Source organism: Pseudomonas sp. AOB-7, from assembly GCF_003696305.1.
Lineage (GTDB): Bacteria > Pseudomonadota > Gammaproteobacteria > Pseudomonadales > Pseudomonadaceae > Aquipseudomonas.
The window spans coordinates 1-19,152 of the sequence record NZ_RFFK01000013.1 but is presented as its reverse complement, the minus strand read 5'-3'; the positions used below and the strand labels follow the sequence as shown (position 1 = coordinate 19,152).

The following is a 19,152-nucleotide window of genomic DNA, read 5'->3' as shown; positions in this document are numbered from 1 at the left end:
ACGCAGCCCCTACCATGCCGATGACTCAATCTGCGAGCCGCTCCATGCGTAGTCCGTATTGGCTGTTCATCGTGCTGATCCTGTTGCTGGCCGGCCTGCAGTATCGCCTGTGGATCGGCGAGGGCAGCCTGGCCCAGGTCAGCCGCCTGCAGCAGCAGATCGCCGAGCAGCAGGGCGAGAACGAACGCCTGCTGGAGCGCAACCGCATCCTCGAGGCCGAGGTAATGGAGCTCAAGCGCGGCATGGAGACCGTGGAAGAGCGCGCTCGGCAGGAACTGGGCATGCTCAAAGAGGGCGAGACCCTCTACCTGCTGACCGAATGACCACGAATTTCTGGCTGGTGATCCCGGCCGCCGGCGTCGGCGCGCGGATGGCCGCCGACCGCCCCAAGCAGTATCTGCAGGTGGCAGGGCGCTGCATTCTCGAACATAGCCTGCACTGCTTCCTCGACCACCCCGGCCTGCTCGGCGCCGTGGTCTGTCTGGCCGCGGACGATCCCTACTGGGCGCAGCTGGCCGTGGCCGGCGACGCACGGGTGCGCCGCGCCGCGGGCGGGCGCGAGCGCGCCGACTCGGTGCTGGCCGGTCTCGATCTGCTGCTGGCCGGCGGCGCCGGGGCGGACGACTGGGTGCTGGTGCACGATGCGGCGCGGCCCAATCTGGCCCGCGCCGACCTCGACCGCCTGCTGAGCACCCTGGCCGAGGATCCGCTCGGCGGCCTGCTGGCGGTGCCGGCGCGCGACACCCTCAAGCGTGTCGGCGCCGATGGCCGGGTGCTGGAAACCCTGGACCGCAGCCTGATCTGGCAGGCCTATACGCCGCAGATGTTCCGCCTGGCGGCGCTGCGTGGCGCCCTGGCCGATGCGCTGGCGGCGGGCGCTTCGATCACCGACGAGGCCTCGGCGTTGGAATGGGCCGGGCAGGCGCCGCGCCTGGTGGAAGGGCGGGCGGACAACCTGAAGATCACCCGCCCCGAGGATCTGCAGTGGTTGCGGCAAGCCTGGGCCGAGCGCAACCAGTAGCGCCGCGTCTCAGCTCAGGCGTTGTTTCTCGATATTGCGCTCCAGCACCGTGCCGAGTTTGTCGATGACGCCCTCCAGTGCCTGCTCGAGGCTGTCGGCGTTATGGCTCACCGATACCGGGTCGCGGCCCTTGAGCCGCGCTTCGGCCTGGCAGCGCTTGTCCAGCCCGCCGCCCTTGTGGCTGTTCTCGTCGTTGAAGTGCAGCTCGACCCGGGTCAGGTGATCCTCGAAGCGCTTGAGCTTGAGTTCCACCCGGCCGCGTACCTTGTCCGCCAGGGCGGCGGAACCGTGGATATGGTTGTCGCTGTTGACCATGACTTGCATAGCGCTGTCCTCCGGTTGCAGTGAAACGCGAGTAGGCTGCGGAAAAACTTCCTCGGCTTTGGCTTTCTGCAGTCCTGCAGTCGTCGCCTAGGTTTTTCAGCTGCCGCCTGGGCGTCAGTTACTCTGGCCGCGCCCGTCGCGTGGGGTTCCCCCTTGCGCTGTGACATTCTGTTGCTCCCGATACTCGGCGCGTTCGCTCAGCCCCCGTTTGAGGTGATCGACCAGCTGGCGCACCTTGGGCGACAGGTGGCGCTGCTGCGGGTACAGCGCCCAGACCGCGGTGTTCGGTGGCTGGTGCTGTTCCAGCAGGGACACCAGTGCGCCTCTGGCCAGGTGTTCGAGCACGTAATAGTCCGGCAGCTGGCACAGGCCGAAGCCGCGCAGTGCGGCATCGAGTACCGCCTGGCCGCTGTTGCAGCGCCAGTTGCCCTGCACGCGCACCTGGCTTTCCCGCCCGCCGTCGACGAAGCTCCAGTACTCGCTGCTGCCCACCAGGCAGTTGTGCCGCGCCAGTTCCGACAGCGAGTGCGGCCGGCCGTAGTGCTGCAAGTAGGCGGGCGCTGCGCACAGGTACATCCGCCGCGGCGCCAGGCGCGCGGCCACCAGCCGCGAGTCCTGCAGGCGGCCGAGGCGGATGGCCAGGTCCAGGCCCTCGTGGAGCAGGTCGAGCTGGCTGTTGGACAGTTCGATCTCCACCCGCAGCTGCGGATGACGGGCCATGAACTGATTGACCAGCGGCACGATGAAGCGCTCGCCGTAGGCCACCGCGCAGGTCATGCGCAGCAGTCCCTTGGGCTCGGCGGTCAGGTCGCTGACCACGCGCAGGGCTTCCTCGCGCGCGTCCTGCAGGCGCTGGCAGTGCTGCAGGAAGGTCTGCCCGGCTTCGGTCAGCGCCACGCGCCGGGTGCTGCGGTAGAACAGCCGGCTCTGCAGGCGCTCCTCCAGGCGTGCGACCTGGCGGCTGACCTGCGAGGTGGACAGGCCCAGGCGCTCGGCGGCGGCGCTGAACTGGCCGCACTCGGCCACGGCGACGAATTCGTCCAGCCCTTCCCAGCGGTTCATGCTTTCTCCTTCTCGTGTAGCCCGGATGCAATCCGGGAATGCCTGGCGCGGCAGTTCCCGGATTGCATCCGGGCTCTGCCTCTAACTGCAGAAGAAGACCTTGATTATCTCTGTATGGCAATAATGTTTTGCCTGATCGCCAATTATTTCCGGATGGCGCTGGACTAGACTGCTGGCCACCGCTCAACACGCTCAGGAGAGCCCAGATGATCAAGTCCCGCGCCGCCGTCGCCTTCGCCCCGAATCAGCCGCTGCAGATCGTCGAGGTGGACGTGGCGCCGCCCAAGGCCGGCGAGGTGCTGGTGCGCATCGTCGCCACCGGCGTCTGCCACACCGATGCCTACACCCTGTCCGGCCAGGACAGCGAAGGCGTGTTCCCCTGCATCCTCGGTCACGAAGGCGGCGGTATCGTCGAGGCGGTGGGCGAGGGCGTCACCTCGCTGGCGGTCGGTGATCACGTGATTCCGTTGTATACCGCCGAATGCGGCGAGTGCAAATTCTGCAAATCCAACAAGACCAACCTGTGCAGCTCGGTGCGCGCCACCCAGGGCAAGGGCCTGATGCCCGACGGCACCAGCCGCTTCTCCTACAACGGCGAGCCGATCTACCACTACATGGGCTGCTCGACCTTCTCCGAGTACACCGTGCTGCCGGAAGTCTCCCTGGCCAAGATCCCCAAGGAGGCGCCGCTGGAGAAGGTCTGCCTGCTCGGTTGCGGCGTGACCACCGGTATCGGCGCCGTGCTCAACACCGCCAAGGTCACCGAGGGTTCTACCGTGGCCATCTTCGGCCTGGGCGGCATCGGCCTGGCGGCCATCATCGGCGCCAAGATGGCCAAGGCTTCGCGCATCATCGGCATCGACATCAATCCGGCCAAGGAGGCCGTGGCGCGCGAACTGGGCATGACCGACTTCGTCAACCCGAAGGATCACAGCAAGCCGATCCAGGAGGTCATCGTCGAGATGACCGACGGTGGCGTCGACTACAGCTTCGAGTGCATCGGCAACGTGCAGCTGATGCGTGCTGCGCTGGAGTGCTGCCACAAGGGCTGGGGCGAGTCGACCATCATCGGCGTGGCGCCGGCCGGTGCCGAGATCAGCACCCGGCCGTTCCAGCTGGTCACCGGGCGGGTCTGGCGTGGCAGCGCCTTCGGCGGGGTCAAGGGCCGTACCGAGCTGCCCGGCTACGTGGAAAAGGCGCAGAAGGGCGAGATCCCGCTGGACACCTTTATCACCCACAACCTGCCGCTGGATCAGATCAACGAAGCGTTCGAGCTGATGCACGAAGGCAAGAGCATTCGTACTGTCATTCATTTCTGACTGCAGGGCGACCTGTGCCTGTAGGGTGCGCCATGCGCACCAGGATCAAGCGGTGCGCAGGGCGCACCCGAGGGAGATGTCCATGACCTTGGAAATCGTTTCCAGCAACAAGAGCTTCGGCGGCTGGCACAAGCGCTACCGGCACCGTTCCGAGGTGCTCGGTTGCGACATGCAGTTCGCCGTCTACCTGCCGCCGCAGGCCGAGCAGGGCGCTCGCCTGCCGGTGCTGTACTGGCTCAGCGGGCTGACCTGCACCGACGAGAACTTCATGCAGAAGGCCGGCGCGCACAGGCTGGCGGCCGAGCTGGGCCTGATCCTGGTCGCGCCGGACACCAGCCCGCGCGGCGAGGGCGTGCCGGACGATGCGGACGGCGCCTACGACTTCGGTCTCGGCGCCGGCTTCTACCTCAACGCCACCGCCGAACCCTGGGCGCGGCACTACCGCATGTACGACTACGTGGTGCAGGAGCTGCCGGCGCTGGTCGAGGCCAACTTCCCGGTGACGGACAAGCGCGGCATCGCCGGCCATTCCATGGGCGGCCACGGCGCCTTGATCTGCGCGCTGAAGAACCCCGGGCGTTATCGCTCGGTGTCGGCCTTCGCACCGATCAGCAATCCGATGAACTGTCCCTGGGGCGAGAAGGCGTTTTCCCTCTATCTGGGCGAGGACCGCTCGCGCTGGCGCGAATGGGACGCCAGCGTGCTGATCGCCGAGGCCGGCGAGAAGCTGCCGATCCTGGTCGATCAGGGCGACCGCGACGATTTCCTCGAAACCCAGCTCAAGCCGCAGGCGCTGCAGGCGGCGGCCAAGGCGGCCGGCCATCCGCTGACCCTGCGCCTGCAGCCCGGTTACGACCACAGCTACTACTTCATCGCCAGCTTTATCGACGATCATCTGCGCCATCACGCCGAAGCCTTGGCCTAGGGTGCGCACGGCGCCCCCTATGGCGGCCGGTGCATGTAGAATCACGCCCTGACTTTTTCAGGGCGTTGTTCTTTATGCGTATCGGCCATGGCTACGACGTACACCGCTTCGGCGAGGGCGATTTCATCACCCTGGGCGGCGTGCGCATTCCCCACAAGTTCGGGCTGATCGCCCATTCCGACGGCGACGTGCTGCTGCATGCGCTCGCCGATGCGCTGCTCGGTGCGCTGGCCCTGGGCGATATCGGCAAGCACTTCCCCGACACCGACCCGAGCTTCAAGGGCGCCGACAGCCGCGCGCTGTTGCGCCATGTGATGGGGCTGGTACGGGCCAAGGGCTATGCGGTGGGCAACGTCGACGCCACCATCGTCGCCCAGGCGCCGAAGATGGCGCCGCATATCCAGAGCATGCGCGAGCGCATCGCCGAGGATCTCGGCGTGGCGCTGGACCAGGTCAACGTCAAGGCCACCACCACCGAGAAGCTCGGCTTCACCGGTCGCGAGGAAGGCATCGCGGTGCATGCCGTGACGCTGCTGGTCAAGGCATGAACGAGGCGCAGCTGCTGGGCCCGCGCGCCCATGGCCAGGCCTGCGGGCGCGCCGTGCTCAAGGCCAGTGCCGAGGACTTTCAGGTCGACGAGGTGCTGGACATCCCGCTCACCGGCCAGGGCGAACACCTGTGGCTGTGGGTGGAAAAGCGCGGCCTGAACACCGAGGACGCCGCCCGGCGCATCGCCCGCGCCGCCGGCCTGCCGCTCAAGGCGGTCAGCTACGCCGGGCTCAAGGATCGCCAGGCGCTGACCCGGCAGTGGTTCAGCCTGCACCTGCCGGGCAAGGCCGATCCCGACCTGGCCACCGCGCAGGGTGATGACCTGGCCGTCCTGCGCAGCCTGCGGCACAACCGCAAGCTGCAGCGCGGCGCCCATGCCGCCAACGGCTTCACCCTGCGTCTGACCGCCCTGGAGGCCGACCGCGAAGCGCTGGAGCAGCGCCTGCAGCGCATCGCCGCGCAGGGGGTGCCCAACTACTTCGGCCTGCAGCGCTTCGGCTTCGCCGGCGGCAATGTCGAGGAGGCCCGGCAGTATGCGGCCCGCCAGGAACTGCCGGTGCAGCGCAACCTGCGTTCGCGCCTGCTGTCGGCGGCGCGCAGCTACCTGTTCAACCGCGTGCTGGCCGAGCGGGTCGCCGCCGGCAGTTGGAACCAGGCGCAGGTCGGCGACCTGCTGGCCTTTACCGGCAGCCGCAGTTTCTTTATGGCCGGCGAGGCGGAGACAGCCGACCCGCGTCTGGCGCTTCTCGACCTGCACCCGACCGGCCCGCTGTGGGGCGAGGGCGTGCTGCCCACGGCGGAGGCGGTGCAGCTCGTCGAACAGGGCGTCGGCGCAGGCGAGCCGGCGCTGCTCGAGTGGCTGGCAAAGGCGGGCATGGCGCACGAACGGCGCATTCTGCGCCTCCCCATAGGCGGCCTGACGTGGCATTATCCGGAGCCCGATATTCTGCAACTTGCATTCGTCCTGCCGGCCGGGTGTTTCGCCACCGTCGTGGTGCGCGAACTCGTCGATCTGGTGCCAGCAGGGCAGACGGATACTCCATGCGAATTCTGATTTCCAACGACGACGGGGTGTACGCACCCGGGATCGTCGCGTTGCACCAGGCGCTGGCCGACTATGCCGAGTGCGTGGTGATCGCACCCGCCGAGGACAAGAGCGGCGCCAGCAGTGCGCTGACCCTCGACCGTCCGCTGCACCCGACGGCGTTGCCCAACGGTTATATCAGCCTCAACGGCACGCCCACCGACTGCGTGCACCTGGGCCTCAACGGTCTGCTCGAGCAGGTGCCGGAGATGGTCGTCTCGGGCATCAACCTGGGCGCCAACCTGGGCGACGACGTGCTCTATTCCGGCACCGTCGCCGCTGCGCTGGAAGGGCGCTTCCTGGCCAAGCCGGCGTTCGCCTTCTCGCTGCTGTCGCGTCAGGCCGACAACCTGCCGACCGCCGCCTATTTCGCCCGCAAGCTGGTCGAGGCCCATGAGCGCCTCGACCTGCCTCCGCGCACCGTGCTCAACGTCAACGTGCCCAACCTGCCGCTGGAGCACATCCGCGGCGTGCAACTGACCCGCCTCGGCCACCGCGCCCGCGCCGCGGCGCCGGTCAAGGTGGTCAACCCGCGCGGCAAGGAAGGCTACTGGATCTCGGTGGCCGGCGATGCCGAGGACGGCGGTCCGGGCACCGATTTCCATGCGGTGATGCAGGGTTACGTGTCGATCACCCCGCTGCAGCTCGACCGTACCTTCGCCGAGGCCTTCGACAGCATGCACGGCTGGCTGGAGGGCATCTGCTGATGCGCGGACAGGACGATATGCACCGCCGCGGGATCGGCATGACTTCCCAGCGTACCCGCGAGCGCCTGATTCAGCGCCTCTACGACGAGGGTCTGAGCAATCCGCGAGTGCTCGAGGTGATCCGCCGCACGCCGCGCCATCTGTTCGTCGACGAGGCACTGGCGCACCGCGCCTACGAGGACACCGCGCTGCCCATCGGGCACAACCAGACCATCTCCCAGCCCTATATGGTCGGGCGCATGACCGAGCTGCTGCTGGCCGCCGGGCCGCTGGACAAGGTGCTGGAGATCGGCACCGGTTCCGGTTACCAGACCGCCGTGCTGGCGCAGCTGGTGGAACGGGTGTTCTCGGTCGAACGCATCCAGGTGTTGCAGGATCGCGCCAAGGAGCGCCTGGCCGAACTCAGCCTGCGCAACGTGGTCTTTCGCTGGGGTGATGGCTGGGAGGGCTGGAATGCCCTGGGCCCGTACAACGGCATCATCGTCACCGCCGCCGCTGCGGAAGTGCCGCAGGCGCTGCTCGACCAACTGGCGCCCGGCGGGCGTCTGGTGATTCCGGTGGGCGCCGGCGACGTGCAGCAGCTGCTGCTGATCGTGCGCGAAGAGAACGGCTTCTCCCGCCACGTGCTGGACGCGGTGCGCTTCGTGCCGCTACTCAACGGGCCGCTGGCCTGACCGCTGCACCATCCTGGAAGGATCCATGAAGAAACATTTTCTGCTCTACGCCAAGGGCATGGCCATGGGCGCTGCCGACGTGGTGCCAGGCGTCTCCGGCGGCACCATCGCCTTTATCAGCGGCATCTACGACGAACTGCTGCGCTCCATCGCCAGCGTCCCCGAGGCCGCCTTGCTGCTGCTGCGCGGACGGATCAAGGACGCCTGGCGCATGGCCAACGCGACCTTTTTGCTGGTGCTGCTCGGCGGCATCCTCACCAGCGTGCTGAGCTTCGCGCGGTTGATCACCTACCTGCTGGAGCATCAGCCGATCCCGGTCTGGTCGTTCTTCTTCGGCCTGATCCTGGTCTCGGCCTATATGGTCGGTCGCGACATTCATCGCTGGAACTGGAGCCGGGCGCTGAGCTTCCTGCTCGGCCTGGCCTTCGCCTACTGGATCACCGTGGCCGCGCCGGTGCAGTGGGGCAGCGACCCGCTGAGCCTGTTCTGCGCCGGCGCCATCGCCATCTGCGCGATGATCCTGCCGGGTATCTCCGGCAGCTTCATCCTGCTGCTGCTGGGCCTGTATCCGGTGGTGCTGGGGGCGGTGAAGGACCTGGAAATCGGCGTGCTGGCGGTGTTCGCCGGCGGCTGCCTGGTCGGCATCCTCAGCTTCGCCCGCTTGCTCAGCTGGTTGTTGGCACGCTGGCGCGACCTCAGCCTGGCCTTTCTCACCGGGTTGATGCTCGGTTCGCTGAACAAGGTCTGGCCGTGGAAGGAAACCCTGAGCTGGCGCGTCGACAGCAAGGGCGAGCAGATACCGCTGCTGCAGAACAACCTGCTGCCGGGGCATTTCGCCGAACTCAGCGGCCAGGACCCGCAGCTGTTGCTGGCCCTGGTGCTGGCGCTGGCCGGCATCGTCCTGGTGCTGGGGCTGGAGTGGTTGGCTGGGCGTCAGCCAAGAGATACTGGTTGCGCCAAATAAATCCGGCACAATAGCCGCCGTATTCGGGATCGTTCAGGGAGCAAATGGTGAGTCGCACCGCCGTTCACGCGCTAATTCGTAGAGCCGCCGGCCTTCGTCTGCCTTTCGCTTTGCTCGCCGCCAGTGCCCTGGCCGGTTGCGCCAGTCCGCCGCCGGGCGGCGTGCAAGTGGTCGAGCGCGGGCAGCATCAGGGCAACGCCCCGCTGGTGCAGCGCCAGCCGGTACGCAGCGGCCACTACGTGGTGCAGCGTGGCGACACGCTCTATTCCATCGCCTTTCGCTTCGGCTGGGACTGGAAGGCGCTGGCTGCCCATAATGGCCTGCGCGATCCCTATCTGATTCGCGTCGGCCAGGTCATCCGTTTCGACAATCGCACCACGCCGGCCCAGCCGGTGGCCGCGACGGTGCCGCGGGCGACCGCGCCGGTGGTCAGCCAGCCGGCGCCGAGCCGCCCGCCGCTGGCCACGGCGCCGGTTTCGCAGGCGAGCAAGCCGGTACCGGTCAAGACCGCTCCGGCCACCACGCCAGTCACCCCGGTGACCCGTTCCGCCAGCGGTTGGGCCTGGCCTACGCAGGGTACGGTGATCGGGCGTTTCTCCTCAAACGGCAGTTTGAATAAAGGCATTGATATCGCCGGGGAATTAGGACAGCCTGTTTTAGCTGCGTCTGATGGTTCAGTGGTGTACGCCGGGAGTGGTTTGCGGGGCTACGGCGAGTTGATCATCATCAAGCACAGCGATACCTACGTAAGTGCTTACGGTCATAACCGCAGGTTGTTGGTACGGGAGGGGCAGCAGGTCAAGGCCGGGCAAAACATTGCCGAGATGGGGTCCACAGGGGCCGACCGGGTGAAGCTGCATTTCGAGATTCGCCGCCAAGGTAAACCTGTAGATCCGCTGCAATATCTGCCACGTCGTTGATCCGCCAGCCGGCTCGTCCCATCACGTAGGAGGGACGGGCTCGGGTGTGGCCAGGATGGTTCCGCCAGAGTCTGTTGTCGAACTCAGCTAGGGACAACAACAATGGCTCTCACCAAAAAAGAAGCGCCGGAGTTTGACGTCGACGATGAACTGCTCCTGATGGAGCCGGGCATCGTTCTGGGCGAGGTTCAGAGCGACGAGGCGGAAACGCCGGCCGCACGTGCCAAGACCAAGCACGCCACCCCCTCCAAGCAGCACAAGTACATCGATTACACCCGGGCGCTCGACGCCACTCAGCTTTACCTCAACGAAATCGGCTTCTCCCCTCTGCTTACTCCCGAAGAGGAAGTGCACTTCGCGCGCCTGGCGCAGAAGGGCGATCCGGCCGGGCGCAAGCGCATGATCGAGAGCAACCTGCGCCTGGTGGTGAAGATTGCTCGGCGTTACGTCAACCGCGGCCTGTCGCTGCTCGATCTGATCGAGGAGGGCAATCTGGGGTTGATCCGCGCGGTGGAAAAATTCGATCCGGAGCGGGGGTTCCGTTTCTCGACCTATGCGACCTGGTGGATCCGCCAGACCATCGAACGGGCCATCATGAACCAGACGCGCACCATCCGTTTGCCGATTCATGTGGTCAAGGAGCTCAACGTCTACCTGCGTGCGGCTCGCGAACTGACCCAGAAGCTCGACCACGAGCCCTCTGCGGAAGAAATTGCCAACCTGCTGGAAAAACCGGTGGGCGAGGTCAAGCGCATGCTCGGCCTCAACGAGCGGGTGTCCTCGGTGGACGTCTCGCTCGGTCCGGACTCGGACAAGACCCTGCTCGATACCCTGACCGACGACCGGCCGACCGACCCCTGCGAGCTGTTGCAGGACGACGACCTGTCGCAGAGCATCGATCAGTGGCTGTCGGACCTGACCGACAAGCAGCGTGAAGTGGTGGTGCGCCGTTTCGGCCTGCGTGGCCACGAGAGCTGCACGCTGGAGGAAGTAGGCCAGGAGATCGGCCTGACCCGCGAGCGGGTGCGGCAGATCCAGGTCGAGGCGCTCAAGCGTCTGCGCGAAATCCTCGAGAAGAACGGCCTGTCCAGCGACGCCCTGTTCCAGTAAGACGGCGCGCTCATCAAGAACCCGGCTGCGGCCGGGTTTTTTCTGCCTGGCCATGTAAGCCATCGCTTACAGGTGCTGTCAGCCTTTGTGCGGAAAGGTCGCGAGCTTCTCGCCGTTATGTCGTTCTATTTTTATTAAGTTATTGTTTTTGAATGATTTATTCTTGCGGGCAAAAGGCTGTGGCGCGCTCCGTCGTGCCCCGGGCCGGGGTTGTGGGCGCTGCTGCAGCGACTAATATCACTCTCGTGCTCAGGGACAAGCACGGGTCATCAGGACGATGATCGGGAACATCGCAAGAAGCGATTCATCAGGACGATGAGTTGGGAAACAAAGGGACTAGGGACAAAAGAGTGGGCGGCGCAAGCCGCCCCTTTTTTTATCTCTGAAAAACAGAAGACCCGCACTTGGCGGGTCTTGGTGTTTTCAGCCTGGCGCTCAGCGCTCCAGGTGCTGCAGCTTGTCCTTCACGCCATCCCATTCCTCGGCGTCCGCCAGGGCGTCCTTCTTCTCGGTGATGTTCGGCCAGACTTCGGCCAGGTCGGCGTTCAGCTCGATAAATTCCTGCATGTCCTCTGGCACCTCGTCTTCGGAGAAGATCGCCTGGGCCGGGCACTCGGGCTCGCACAGGGCGCAGTCGATGCACTCGTCCGGGTGGATCACCAGGAAGTTCGGGCCTTCGTAAAAGCAATCCACCGGGCAGACTTCCACGCAGTCGGTGTATTTGCACTTGATGCAGTTGTCGGTAACGACGAAGGTCATGTCTGATTCTCTCCTCGGGCGGCGGCCTGGGCTCTTTCTGCGAAGGGCTGCCAGGTGCTCTGTTCAGTGGCCGCGGCTCAGGCTGTAAACCGGGCAAGTCGTAAAATTGCGCGCGATTCTAGCAGCTTGCGCGCGGCTGCGTTAGATGCGCGTCTTCCATGTATATAACAGCTCCAGCGCCTTGCGCGGGCTCAGATCATCCGGATTGATCTTGTGCAATTCCTCTAGCAGCGGGTGCGGCACGCTGGCGAACAGGTCGCTCTGCATCGGCACCTGCGCTTTGCCGGGCTCCTGGCGCGGCAGATCGTGCGGCAGGCTGGTGGTCTCCAGTCGCGCCAGGTGCTCGCGCGCGCGGGCGATCACCGTGCCGGGCACGCCAGCCAGTTGCGCCACCGCCAGGCCGTAGCTCTGGCTGGCTGGCCCGGGCTGGACGTGGTGGAGGAAGACGATGCGTTCGTTGTGTTCGGTGGCCGAGAGGTGCACGTTGGCCACCACCGGCTCGCTTTCCGGCAGCACGGTCAGCTCGAAGTAGTGGGTGGCGAACAGGGTGAAGGCGCGCAGCCGCGCCAGGTGCTCGGCCGCCGACCAGGCCAGCGACAGGCCGTCGAAGGTGCTGGTGCCGCGGCCGACTTCGTCCATCAGCACCAGGCTGCGCTCGCTGGCGTTGTGCAGGATGTTGGCGGTCTCGCTCATTTCCACCATGAAGGTCGAGCGGCCGCCGGCCAGGTCGTCCGAGGAACCGATACGGGTGAAGATGCGGTCGACCAGCGACAGCTCGCAGGCCGCCGCCGGGACGAAGCTGCCGATATGGGCCAGCAGCACGATCAGCGCGGTCTGGCGCATGTAGGTGGACTTACCGCCCATGTTCGGCCCGGTGATGATCAGCATGCGACGGCTGTCGTCGAGGTTCAGGTCGTTGGCCACGAAGGGCGTGGTCAGCACCTGTTCGACCACCGGGTGACGCCCCTGGTCGATGCGCATGCAGGGCTCCTCGGCGAAACGCGGACGATTGAGGTCGAGATTCAGTGCGCGTTCGGCCAGGTTGCTCAGTACGTCCAGTTCGGCCAACGCCGCGGCGCTGCCGAGCAGCGGCGCCAGGTGGCCGATCAGGTGCTCGAGCAGTTCGTCGTAGAGCATCTTTTCGCGGGCCAGGGCGCGGCTCTTGGCCGACAGCGCCTTGTCCTCGAACTCCTTGAGCTCCGGGGTGATGAAGCGCTCGGCGCCCTTGAGCGTCTGCCGGCGAATATAGTCGGCCGGTGCCGATTCGGCCTGCTTGGTCGGCAGCTCGATAAAGTAGCCGTGCACGCGGTTGTAGCCGACCTTGAGGTTGGCCAGGCCAGTGCGGGCTTTCTCGCGCGCTTCCAGGTCCATGAGGAACTGGCCGGCGTTCTCGCTCATCGCCTGCAGCTCGTCCAGCTCGGCGTCAAAGCCGGTCTTCAGCACGCCGCCGTCGCGGATTACCGCCGGCGGGTTGTCGATGATGGCGCGGGCCAGCAGATCGGCCAGTTCCGGGTAGGTGGCGATGCTCGAGGCCAGCTGCTGCAGGTGCGGGGTGTCCAGGTCGGTCATCGCCTGCTGCAGTTCGGGTAGCGCTGCCAGGGCGTCGCGCAGGCGCGCCAGATCGCGTGGACGGGCGTTGCGCAGGCCGATACGGGCGAGGATGCGCTCCAGGTCGCCGATCTCCTTGAGCTGCGGTTGCAGCGTTTCGAAGCGGTAACCGTCGAGCAGGCAGGCAATGGCGTCCTGGCGTGCCTCCAGTACCGCGCGATCACGCAGCGGGCGGTTCAGCCAGCGGCCCAGCAGGCGGCTGGCCATGGCGGTCTGGCAGCGGTCCATGACCGACTGCAGGGTGTTGTCGCGGCCGCCGGCGAGGTTGATGTCCAGCTCCAGGTTGCGCCGGCTGGCGCCGTCGAGGATCACCGTATCGTCCAGGCGCTCGTGACGCAGGCTGCGCAGGTGGGGCAGGGCGGTGCGCTGGGTTTCCTTGGCGTAGGCCAGCAGGCAGCCGGCGGCACCGATGGCCAGGGTCAGGTGCTCGCAGCCGAAGCCTTTCAGGTCCTGGGTGCCGAACTGCTGGCACAGGCTCTTGAATGCCGTGTCGCGCTCGAAGTCCCAGGGCGCACGGCGGCGCGAGCCCTTGCGCTTTTCCGCCGGCAGGCCCTGCGGCCAATCGTCGGGGATCAGCAGCTCGGCGGGGTTCAAACGTTCCAGCTCGGCCAGCAGATTTTCCCAGCCCTTGATCTCCTGCACGCTGAAGCGGCCGCTGGTGATATCCAGCACGGCCAGACCGAACAGGCGCTCGTCGCCGAGCACGGCGGCCAGCAGGTTGTCGCGGTGCTCGTCGAGCAGGGCCTCATCGCTGATGGTGCCGGGGGTGATGATGCGCACCACCTGGCGTTCCACCGGGCCCTTGCTGGTGGCCGGGTCGCCGATCTGCTCGCAGATCACCACCGACTCGCCGAGCTTGACCAGCTTGGCAAGGTAGCCTTCCAGCGAATGGAAGGGGATGCCGCACATGGGGATCGACTGGCCGGCGGACTGGCCGCGGGCGGTGAGGGTGATATCCAGCAGCTTCGCGGCTTTCTTCGCGTCTTCGTAGAAGATCTCGTAGAAATCCCCCATGCGGTAGAACATCAGCTGGTCCGGGTGCTGGTTCTTCAGTTTCCAGTACTGCTGCATCATTGGGGTGTGCGAAGAAAGATCTATTTTGTTCATTAAAATCAGTCGCTTATGATTCGTTCGTCTGGCCGTTGGGGCAGATTTGGGGTAATTTTATCGTGGCATGCTTGCCCCATCTGATGCGCTTCAGCTCCCTCGGGGATGCTGAACTCCTCCCGCGGGCATTCGCCTTTTCGTGCCTCGAATGGCTCTCTGAGTTCAACGGGGAGAGGTCGAAGGTCAGGTTGCCGCGCACTGCCAGATGCCTGCAGTAGCCAGCGCGTAGGTTTTGATCGCGCTGGTACGCAAAGGGGAGCTGTTGGCCCTGTTGGTAACTCCGAGTGCTTGCTTTGGTGCCGAGGCTGATTTTGGTTAGCCTGGTGATGATGGCCACAAGCTTGTCCTTTAAGGTCACTTTGTCGCGTCGTGGTCATCGAAAGACCATTGTCCGGTCTTCAGCATGAATAGCTCGAAAAGACCTGGTGGCATCGTCCGGTCGCCCGCCTCCCATTGTTGCCAGGCGCGTAGTGAGGCCTGAACTGCATGAGCCGCTTTTGTCTGGGTTAACCCTGCTACTACGCGCGCCTCTCGGATTGCTGTCGGCGTGGGGCTTTGTGGCTTCATTGGGGAGTTCATAGGGCGCCGATGAGTCAGCACTGCAACAGTGCAAGCAAAAAGATTGCGGCCGAATTATATGTTCAACGCGCGTACTGGGTAGGTAAATCAGGCAACCTGACCACGCGATGTTTGTGGTGCAAGAAACACTCTGGCTCTATGAGGGAGTGCAGCGCCCTCGTTACAGCGCCTCAAAAATAGTCGATGCGCTCGCCGATGCAAGACAGGTTGACAGCCTGATCATGGGGGCAGTGGCGCACGGGGGCTCAGGCTGCCTGTTTCTCCGGGGCATTTCTGGCCATGCTCTGTATGCCTTCCCATATACGTTCCAACTCCCTCGGTGACTCCGAGTCAATCCAGCGCGCATAGACCTTCACGAGCATGGAATAGTCGCTGTGGCCCATCTGGTTGGCAATGAACGCCAAGTTTCCACGTGCAGTCAGGTTCCAGCAAGCGTAGGTGTGGCGGGTCTGGTAGGGAGGGCGCGGCCGAATGCCCGATCGCCGGATCAGGTTGGCCCATTTGCTATTCCAAGCAGTCGGTACGAAGTAGTCGTTGACATCCTTCTTGCGTGCCTGGGTTTTCGGTGACAGCAGCACGCGCACCCGGTCGGTGCGGGATTCGTGACGGTTGAGCCAGACCTGCAGATCTACTGCCTTGCGTTGTTCAGCATCGGCGACAAGGATCTTCAAGGCTTCCCGCGCCGGCGGGTACAGCAGAATAGTGCGTTCCTTTTGGGTCTTGGGTACCTTGAATGTGATCGATTGCGTGATCGAGCGCCGCACCTTGATCTTGCTGAAATCCGGGTGCACATCTTCAACGGCCAAGGCAAGCAGTTCGCCAGGCCTCAGGCCGGTGTAGACCGCTAGAGTGACGGCCGCCCTGTCGATCGGATGTAGGCAACCTTTCTCGATGAGTGCGTCGAACTCTTCGAAGGTGAGTGGATCGGGCTCCTTGTTGCTCTTGGTAAAGCGGGTGCAGTGCTTGCCGAGTTCCCCGCAATAGCCGTTGCTCTCGCACCAGTGGAGGAAGCCGGCGAAAGTGGCGAGGTAGTGGTTCACCGTTGAAACCGCACGTGTGGCGATCAGGTCCACCCTCAGCTTTTGAATGTCCTCGGGTAGTAGCGTGTCGATCTGGCGGTTGCGTCCGATGAGTTCCAGGCAGGCATTCAGCGCAATTTCGTAGCGAGACTCCGTCTCCGGCGTAAGATCCACTGCCTTGAGTGGTTTGTAGCGATCACACAGATCGTTCAGGCGTTTGCCGGCAGTTGCAAGTGCTTCTGCCGGACGAGAATGCGGGAAAAATTCTGATTCGTGATAGTTGCCGGATCTCAGTGCGAACAGAGCGGCGCTGCGTAAGCCGGCCGCGTGCTTGATGTTGGCCTTCGTGGGTTCGATGCCCAAGGTATGTCGATGTCTGACACCCTTGTACATGAAATATACCCGGATCGAATTTCCGTGAATCTCAATCCCCGTATAGCCCGTTTTCCTGTTCTCTTTGTCCGCCATAAGACAACCCTCGGTATTCCTCCTGCTTTGATGCCTGCAACGTGCGATGACCTGACATTGCCTCCAGGAGTAATGAAGAGGTCTGCGTCTGCAAGGCAGCGCAACAGTAATGCGCTCAATGCGCGTATTTCAAGGTATGGCTTTTTGCTTGTATGAGGGCCAGTGTCCTGTCACCAGGGATCAATGCGAAGTGGGATATCGCTCGCTTTCTACCCATCGCTCGAACTCAACGAGATTTACGAAAATGCGGCCGTCCGGGGCCTTGCGCCAGATGCGCCCCTGCACCCATATACCGTTCTTAACCTTGTGGCGGACGGCATTCTCGGTGTAGCCGGTGACTTCGGCGAAGCGTTTGACCAGGACCCATCGGCAAGAGGTATTCATGAAGTTCTCCATGTGCGGCCAGCACGATGACATTGGCTAATAGATGGAGAAATTCTCTAGGCGGATTCGCGGCCAGAAAACCTGGGTAGGCGTGGATGGGCGTAGGTGGGCGATGGGTGTTGGGGTGTTTGCCCCGTTGCTGTCATTGCTGCGTGGGCCTCTGTCGAAATCGTACGCAGCTTCCACATCTCGTGCCGTGGAAGATCGGGAGTTTTTCGAGGGTATCGGCGCCGTATGGATACGGCGCCTCTGGTTCGGTAGGCCGCTACTGCAGCCAGCTTTCGACGACGTCAGCGCCGAACTCTTCTTTCCAAGCTTTCAAGACTTTGTGGTTGCCGCCTTTGGTTTCGACAACTTCGCCGGTCTTGGGATTCTTGTAGCGCTTTACCTGGCGAGGACGACGCACTCCGGAGTCCTGTTTGCTGGGCTTGCCGACTTTGGTTTTAGGGTCAAGGATAGCGATGATGTCGCGCAGGCCTTTGTCGTACTTCGACATCAGGGCGCGGAGCTTTTCCTCGAATTCCATCTCCTTCTTCAGGCCGTCGTCTTTCTTGAGAGCTTCAAGCTCTGCCAGTTGAGCGGCCAGTTGCTGTTCAAGAGCGCGAAATTCGGCAAGTTTCGACATGCTGTCAGTTTTCCTTTGTGAGTATTAGGATGTATGGTCGACTATAGCTGTAATCACTATGCAAGGGAATGCTGCTTGACAGTTGCGTTCGGATATTAGGAAAGCTGTTTGCACATTTCGTCAATCACGATGCTGACGATAGTTCTCAGGCAACGCGTTTCACCTGCAAGAGTTGCTTGGAGATTTGGCTTTTTCTGCGCCAGTTCCTGATTGTCGCGGACGACTTGTTCAAGCAGCTGATTCGCAGTGGCCTGGATCCCCGATGTCATTTTGTCGATTGATGCCAGTGCTACGCTGGCTTTTATACCCATGGCCTCGGCAGCGGCAACGAGATTTGTGCGATTGAGGCGTGTAATCCGGTCCTCTTCTCCAACTGGCCAGGCCATTCTGACCTGTTCTGGCCAGCCATCCTGGTCAAACGCACGAGTGGTGTACACCGCGGTGCTCAGCAGGTCGTAAAAGGGGGAAAGGTTTACTCCCTTGGCTGTGACCAAGAAACTGAGGTTTTTCAGGTGGGCGTCGCCGTTGCCCACCAGGATGTTGAACACTAGCCAGCGGAATAGCTCGAGTCGAGTTTTTGCCGGGATGTTGCACATCTTGCTGATATCCAGCAGGCGTTGCACGCTGCCTTGATCGTACTTGTAGGCTCGGTCGAGTCCAAGCAATTGGCAGGCATCAATGCAATGCAGCCGCTCCCAGCCTTTTGGTGTTTGCCGCCTATCGAAACGGGAGATGAGGTAGACCGGCTGTGGAACATACCTGCGAGTGACCTCTGGAACCTGAAGGCCCATTCTTTTTGCCAGAGTCATGACAAACCACTCGTTAATTACCGAATGTGCGTAGGTCAGGTCTGGGTGGTCAGGCTTGAGGATATGGGTCGAGGGCATGTTGCCGGTGGGCTCTAGCAGTCGCTCTCCGTCTAAGATGATGGCCATCTTGTGCTGAGCGCCTGCCAGCGACATACGCTTGGCAGCTTGCTCGGCTAGAGATATGCTGAATCGCCCCAGGTTTCCTAGACACTCTCCAAGCTCTGGAAATAGCGCTTTTCATACTCCACAGGCGATAGCTGCATAGCGCTGCTGTGCCGGCGCTTGGGGTTATAAAACATCTCGATGTAATCGAACACATCACCGCGAGCTTCTTCGCGGGTGCTGTAGGTTTTCCGTCGGATGCGCTCCCGCTTCAGCAACTGGAAAAAGCTCTCCGCGACTGCGTTGTCGTGGCAGTTGCCGCGTCGACTCATACTGCTGATCAGATTGTTGGCCTTGAGGAAACTTTGCCAGTCCGAGCTACTGAACTGGCTGCCTTGGTCGGAGTGGATCATTACCTCCTGCTTGGGTTTCCGCCGCCAGACCGCCATCAGCAAGGCATCGATGGCTAGGTCGCTGCACATCCGTGGCTTCATCGACCAACCGATCACCTGGCGTGAAAACAGATCTAGAACCACCGCTAAATACAACCAACCCTCATAGGTGCGGATGTAAGTGATGTCGGTGACCCAGACCTTGTTCGGCTCGCTGACATTGAACTGCCGCTCCAGCCGATTGGGTGCAGCCACCGTCGGTTTGCCTCCGTAATAGCCAGGTCGCCGACGATAGCCGGTCTGAGAACGCAGCCCCTCCACTCGCATCAGGCGGGCTACGCGATGCCGGCCACAGGTCTCGCCCAGTTCACGCAAATCATCGTGAATCTTGCGATAGCCATAGACCCCACCGCTTTCCAGCCAGGCGTGCTTGATCAACCCGAGTAGGCGCTGGTCCTCCTTGGCGCGGATAGATTTCGGCTCAGCCAACCAAGCGTAGTAACCACTGGGATGTACTTTTAGGGTCTGGCAGAGACGCCGAACCGGGTAATCCACCGACAGCTTGCTAATGACGGCGTACTTCAGCCGGACTCCTTGGCAAAGTACGCGGCGGCCTTCCTAAGAAACACCATCTACAACCT

Annotated in this window: 19 protein-coding genes and 1 pseudogene; 11 read left to right on the top strand and 9 right to left on the bottom strand. The window is 63.4% G+C overall.

Going from position 1 to position 19,152, the window contains the following annotated elements:
- The first annotated feature begins 44 nt into the window (after positions 1 to 44).
- Positions 45 to 323, top strand: coding sequence for a cell division protein FtsB (ftsB, locus tag EA796_RS19495; protein WP_122109804.1), 279 nt, complete (start codon positions 45 to 47; stop codon positions 321 to 323).
- Complete coding sequence (gene ispD / locus EA796_RS19490; protein ID WP_122109803.1) at positions 320 to 1,021, top strand: 2-C-methyl-D-erythritol 4-phosphate cytidylyltransferase; 702 nt, start codon at positions 320 to 322, stop codon at positions 1,019 to 1,021. Before ftsB ends, ispD begins: the two co-directional genes overlap by 4 nt.
- A 9-nt stretch (positions 1,022 to 1,030) precedes the next feature.
- Here the strand turns inward: ispD and EA796_RS19485 are convergent, their stop codons facing one another.
- Together EA796_RS19485 and EA796_RS19480 are read right to left on the bottom strand one after the other, a co-directional pair.
- Entirely contained in the window at positions 1,031 to 1,345 is a 315-nt protein-coding gene (locus EA796_RS19485) for an HPF/RaiA family ribosome-associated protein (protein ID WP_021443075.1), read from the bottom strand.
- Positions 1,346 to 1,459: 114 nt separating this feature from the next.
- Entirely contained in the window at positions 1,460 to 2,407 is a 948-nt protein-coding gene (locus tag EA796_RS19480; protein WP_122109802.1) for a LysR substrate-binding domain-containing protein, read from the bottom strand.
- Between the two features lie 206 nt (positions 2,408 to 2,613).
- On the opposite strand from EA796_RS19480, the gene EA796_RS19475 reads away from it, so the two are divergent.
- The 9 genes from EA796_RS19475 (at position 2,614) to rpoS (ending at position 10,659) form a co-directional block, all read left to right on the top strand.
- Positions 2,614 to 3,726, top strand: a complete 1,113-nt coding sequence (locus EA796_RS19475; RefSeq protein WP_021443077.1) for an S-(hydroxymethyl)glutathione dehydrogenase/class III alcohol dehydrogenase — start codon at positions 2,614 to 2,616, stop codon at positions 3,724 to 3,726.
- Positions 3,727 to 3,808: 82 nt separating this feature from the next.
- A complete protein-coding gene (gene fghA / locus EA796_RS19470; protein ID WP_122109801.1) occupies positions 3,809 to 4,651 on the top strand; it encodes an S-formylglutathione hydrolase in 843 nt (280 codons plus the stop codon).
- A 74-nt stretch (positions 4,652 to 4,725) separates the two neighbouring features.
- Positions 4,726 to 5,199 carry a 2-C-methyl-D-erythritol 2,4-cyclodiphosphate synthase gene (gene ispF / locus EA796_RS19465; protein WP_122109800.1) on the top strand — a complete coding sequence of 158 codons (474 nt, stop codon included), beginning with the start codon at positions 4,726 to 4,728 and terminating at the stop codon, positions 5,197 to 5,199.
- Entirely contained in the window at positions 5,196 to 6,254 is a 1,059-nt protein-coding gene (gene truD, locus EA796_RS19460; RefSeq protein ID WP_122109799.1) for a tRNA pseudouridine(13) synthase TruD, read from the top strand. The genes ispF and truD overlap by 4 nt, the downstream gene beginning before the upstream one ends.
- Positions 6,242 to 6,991, top strand: a complete 750-nt coding sequence (surE, locus tag EA796_RS19455; RefSeq protein WP_021443081.1) for a 5'/3'-nucleotidase SurE — start codon at positions 6,242 to 6,244, stop codon at positions 6,989 to 6,991. Before truD ends, surE begins: the two co-directional genes overlap by 13 nt.
- 38 nt (positions 6,992 to 7,029) lie before the next feature.
- A complete protein-coding gene (locus tag EA796_RS19450; RefSeq protein WP_177342884.1) occupies positions 7,030 to 7,665 on the top strand; it encodes a protein-L-isoaspartate(D-aspartate) O-methyltransferase in 636 nt (211 codons plus the stop codon).
- A 25-nt stretch (positions 7,666 to 7,690) separates the two neighbouring features.
- Positions 7,691 to 8,629 carry a DUF368 domain-containing protein gene (locus tag EA796_RS19445; RefSeq protein ID WP_021443083.1) on the top strand — a complete coding sequence of 313 codons (939 nt, stop codon included), beginning with the start codon at positions 7,691 to 7,693 and terminating at the stop codon, positions 8,627 to 8,629.
- A 47-nt stretch (positions 8,630 to 8,676) separates the two neighbouring features.
- Positions 8,677 to 9,549 (top strand): peptidoglycan DD-metalloendopeptidase family protein, encoded by an 873-nt coding sequence (locus EA796_RS19440; RefSeq protein ID WP_371921480.1) that lies wholly within the window; start codon positions 8,677 to 8,679, stop codon positions 9,547 to 9,549.
- A gap of 102 nt (positions 9,550 to 9,651) precedes the next feature.
- Positions 9,652 to 10,659: an RNA polymerase sigma factor RpoS gene (gene rpoS / locus EA796_RS19435; RefSeq protein ID WP_021441854.1), complete on the top strand. Its 1,008-nt coding sequence runs from the start codon at positions 9,652 to 9,654 to the stop codon at positions 10,657 to 10,659.
- A gap of 435 nt (positions 10,660 to 11,094) precedes the next feature.
- Here the strand turns inward: rpoS and fdxA are convergent, their stop codons facing one another.
- From fdxA to EA796_RS19395, 7 genes and pseudogenes are all read right to left on the bottom strand, one after another.
- Positions 11,095 to 11,418, bottom strand: coding sequence for a ferredoxin FdxA (gene fdxA, locus EA796_RS19430; protein WP_021441853.1), 324 nt, complete (start codon positions 11,416 to 11,418; stop codon positions 11,095 to 11,097).
- A 141-nt stretch (positions 11,419 to 11,559) separates the two neighbouring features.
- Positions 11,560 to 14,133: a DNA mismatch repair protein MutS gene (mutS, locus tag EA796_RS19425; RefSeq protein WP_122109797.1), complete on the bottom strand. Its 2,574-nt coding sequence runs from the start codon at positions 14,131 to 14,133 to the stop codon at positions 11,560 to 11,562.
- Positions 14,134 to 14,957: 824 nt separating this feature from the next.
- Positions 14,958 to 16,199 (bottom strand): site-specific integrase, encoded by a 1,242-nt coding sequence (locus EA796_RS19415; protein ID WP_122109795.1) that lies wholly within the window; start codon positions 16,197 to 16,199, stop codon positions 14,958 to 14,960.
- 180 nt (positions 16,200 to 16,379) lie between these two features.
- The gene (locus EA796_RS19410) at positions 16,380 to 16,583 is read right to left on the bottom strand and encodes an excisionase (protein ID WP_122109794.1); all 204 of its coding nucleotides are present in this window, start codon (positions 16,581 to 16,583) and stop codon (positions 16,380 to 16,382) included.
- Between the two features lie 265 nt (positions 16,584 to 16,848).
- The gene (locus tag EA796_RS19405; RefSeq protein WP_122109793.1) at positions 16,849 to 17,208 is read right to left on the bottom strand and encodes a histone-like nucleoid-structuring protein, MvaT/MvaU family; all 360 of its coding nucleotides are present in this window, start codon (positions 17,206 to 17,208) and stop codon (positions 16,849 to 16,851) included.
- Positions 17,209 to 17,303: 95 nt separating this feature from the next.
- Positions 17,304 to 18,170, bottom strand: a complete 867-nt coding sequence (locus EA796_RS19400) for a HipA domain-containing protein (RefSeq protein WP_122109792.1) — start codon at positions 18,168 to 18,170, stop codon at positions 17,304 to 17,306.
- Between the two features lie 50 nt (positions 18,171 to 18,220).
- Positions 18,221 to 19,129 (bottom strand): annotated as a pseudogene (locus EA796_RS19395) (IS3 family transposase); the annotation flags it as partial.
- Positions 19,130 to 19,152: the final 23 nt, after the last annotated feature.

What these genes read in the sequence shown, in the direction of transcription:
- EA796_RS19485 (WP_021443075.1), bottom strand. Translation starts at nt 1,345, where the DNA reads ATGCAAGTCATGGTCAACAGCGACAACCATATCCACGGTTCCGCCGCC.
- EA796_RS19400 (WP_122109792.1), bottom strand. Translation starts at nt 18,170, where the DNA reads ATGTCGCTGGCAGGCGCTCAGCACAAGATGGCCATCATCTTAGACGGA.
- EA796_RS19475 (WP_021443077.1), top strand. Translation starts at nt 2,614, where the DNA reads ATGATCAAGTCCCGCGCCGCCGTCGCCTTCGCCCCGAATCAGCCGCTG.
- ftsB (WP_122109804.1), top strand. Translation starts at nt 45, where the DNA reads ATGCGTAGTCCGTATTGGCTGTTCATCGTGCTGATCCTGTTGCTGGCC.
- EA796_RS19410 (WP_122109794.1), bottom strand. Translation starts at nt 16,583, where the DNA reads ATGAATACCTCTTGCCGATGGGTCCTGGTCAAACGCTTCGCCGAAGTC.
- EA796_RS19445 (WP_021443083.1), top strand. Translation starts at nt 7,691, where the DNA reads ATGAAGAAACATTTTCTGCTCTACGCCAAGGGCATGGCCATGGGCGCT.
- surE (WP_021443081.1), top strand. Translation starts at nt 6,242, where the DNA reads ATGCGAATTCTGATTTCCAACGACGACGGGGTGTACGCACCCGGGATC.
- ispD (WP_122109803.1), top strand. Translation starts at nt 320, where the DNA reads ATGACCACGAATTTCTGGCTGGTGATCCCGGCCGCCGGCGTCGGCGCG.
- EA796_RS19405 (WP_122109793.1), bottom strand. Translation starts at nt 17,208, where the DNA reads ATGTCGAAACTTGCCGAATTTCGCGCTCTTGAACAGCAACTGGCCGCT.
- rpoS (WP_021441854.1), top strand. Translation starts at nt 9,652, where the DNA reads ATGGCTCTCACCAAAAAAGAAGCGCCGGAGTTTGACGTCGACGATGAA.
- truD (WP_122109799.1), top strand. Translation starts at nt 5,196, where the DNA reads ATGAACGAGGCGCAGCTGCTGGGCCCGCGCGCCCATGGCCAGGCCTGC.
- EA796_RS19480 (WP_122109802.1), bottom strand. Translation starts at nt 2,407, where the DNA reads ATGAACCGCTGGGAAGGGCTGGACGAATTCGTCGCCGTGGCCGAGTGC.
- ispF (WP_122109800.1), top strand. Translation starts at nt 4,726, where the DNA reads ATGCGTATCGGCCATGGCTACGACGTACACCGCTTCGGCGAGGGCGAT.
- fghA (WP_122109801.1), top strand. Translation starts at nt 3,809, where the DNA reads ATGACCTTGGAAATCGTTTCCAGCAACAAGAGCTTCGGCGGCTGGCAC.
- EA796_RS19450 (WP_177342884.1), top strand. Translation starts at nt 7,030, where the DNA reads ATGACTTCCCAGCGTACCCGCGAGCGCCTGATTCAGCGCCTCTACGAC.
- mutS (WP_122109797.1), bottom strand. Translation starts at nt 14,133, where the DNA reads ATGAACAAAATAGATCTTTCTTCGCACACCCCAATGATGCAGCAGTAC.
- EA796_RS19415 (WP_122109795.1), bottom strand. Translation starts at nt 16,199, where the DNA reads ATGGCGGACAAAGAGAACAGGAAAACGGGCTATACGGGGATTGAGATT.
- fdxA (WP_021441853.1), bottom strand. Translation starts at nt 11,418, where the DNA reads ATGACCTTCGTCGTTACCGACAACTGCATCAAGTGCAAATACACCGAC.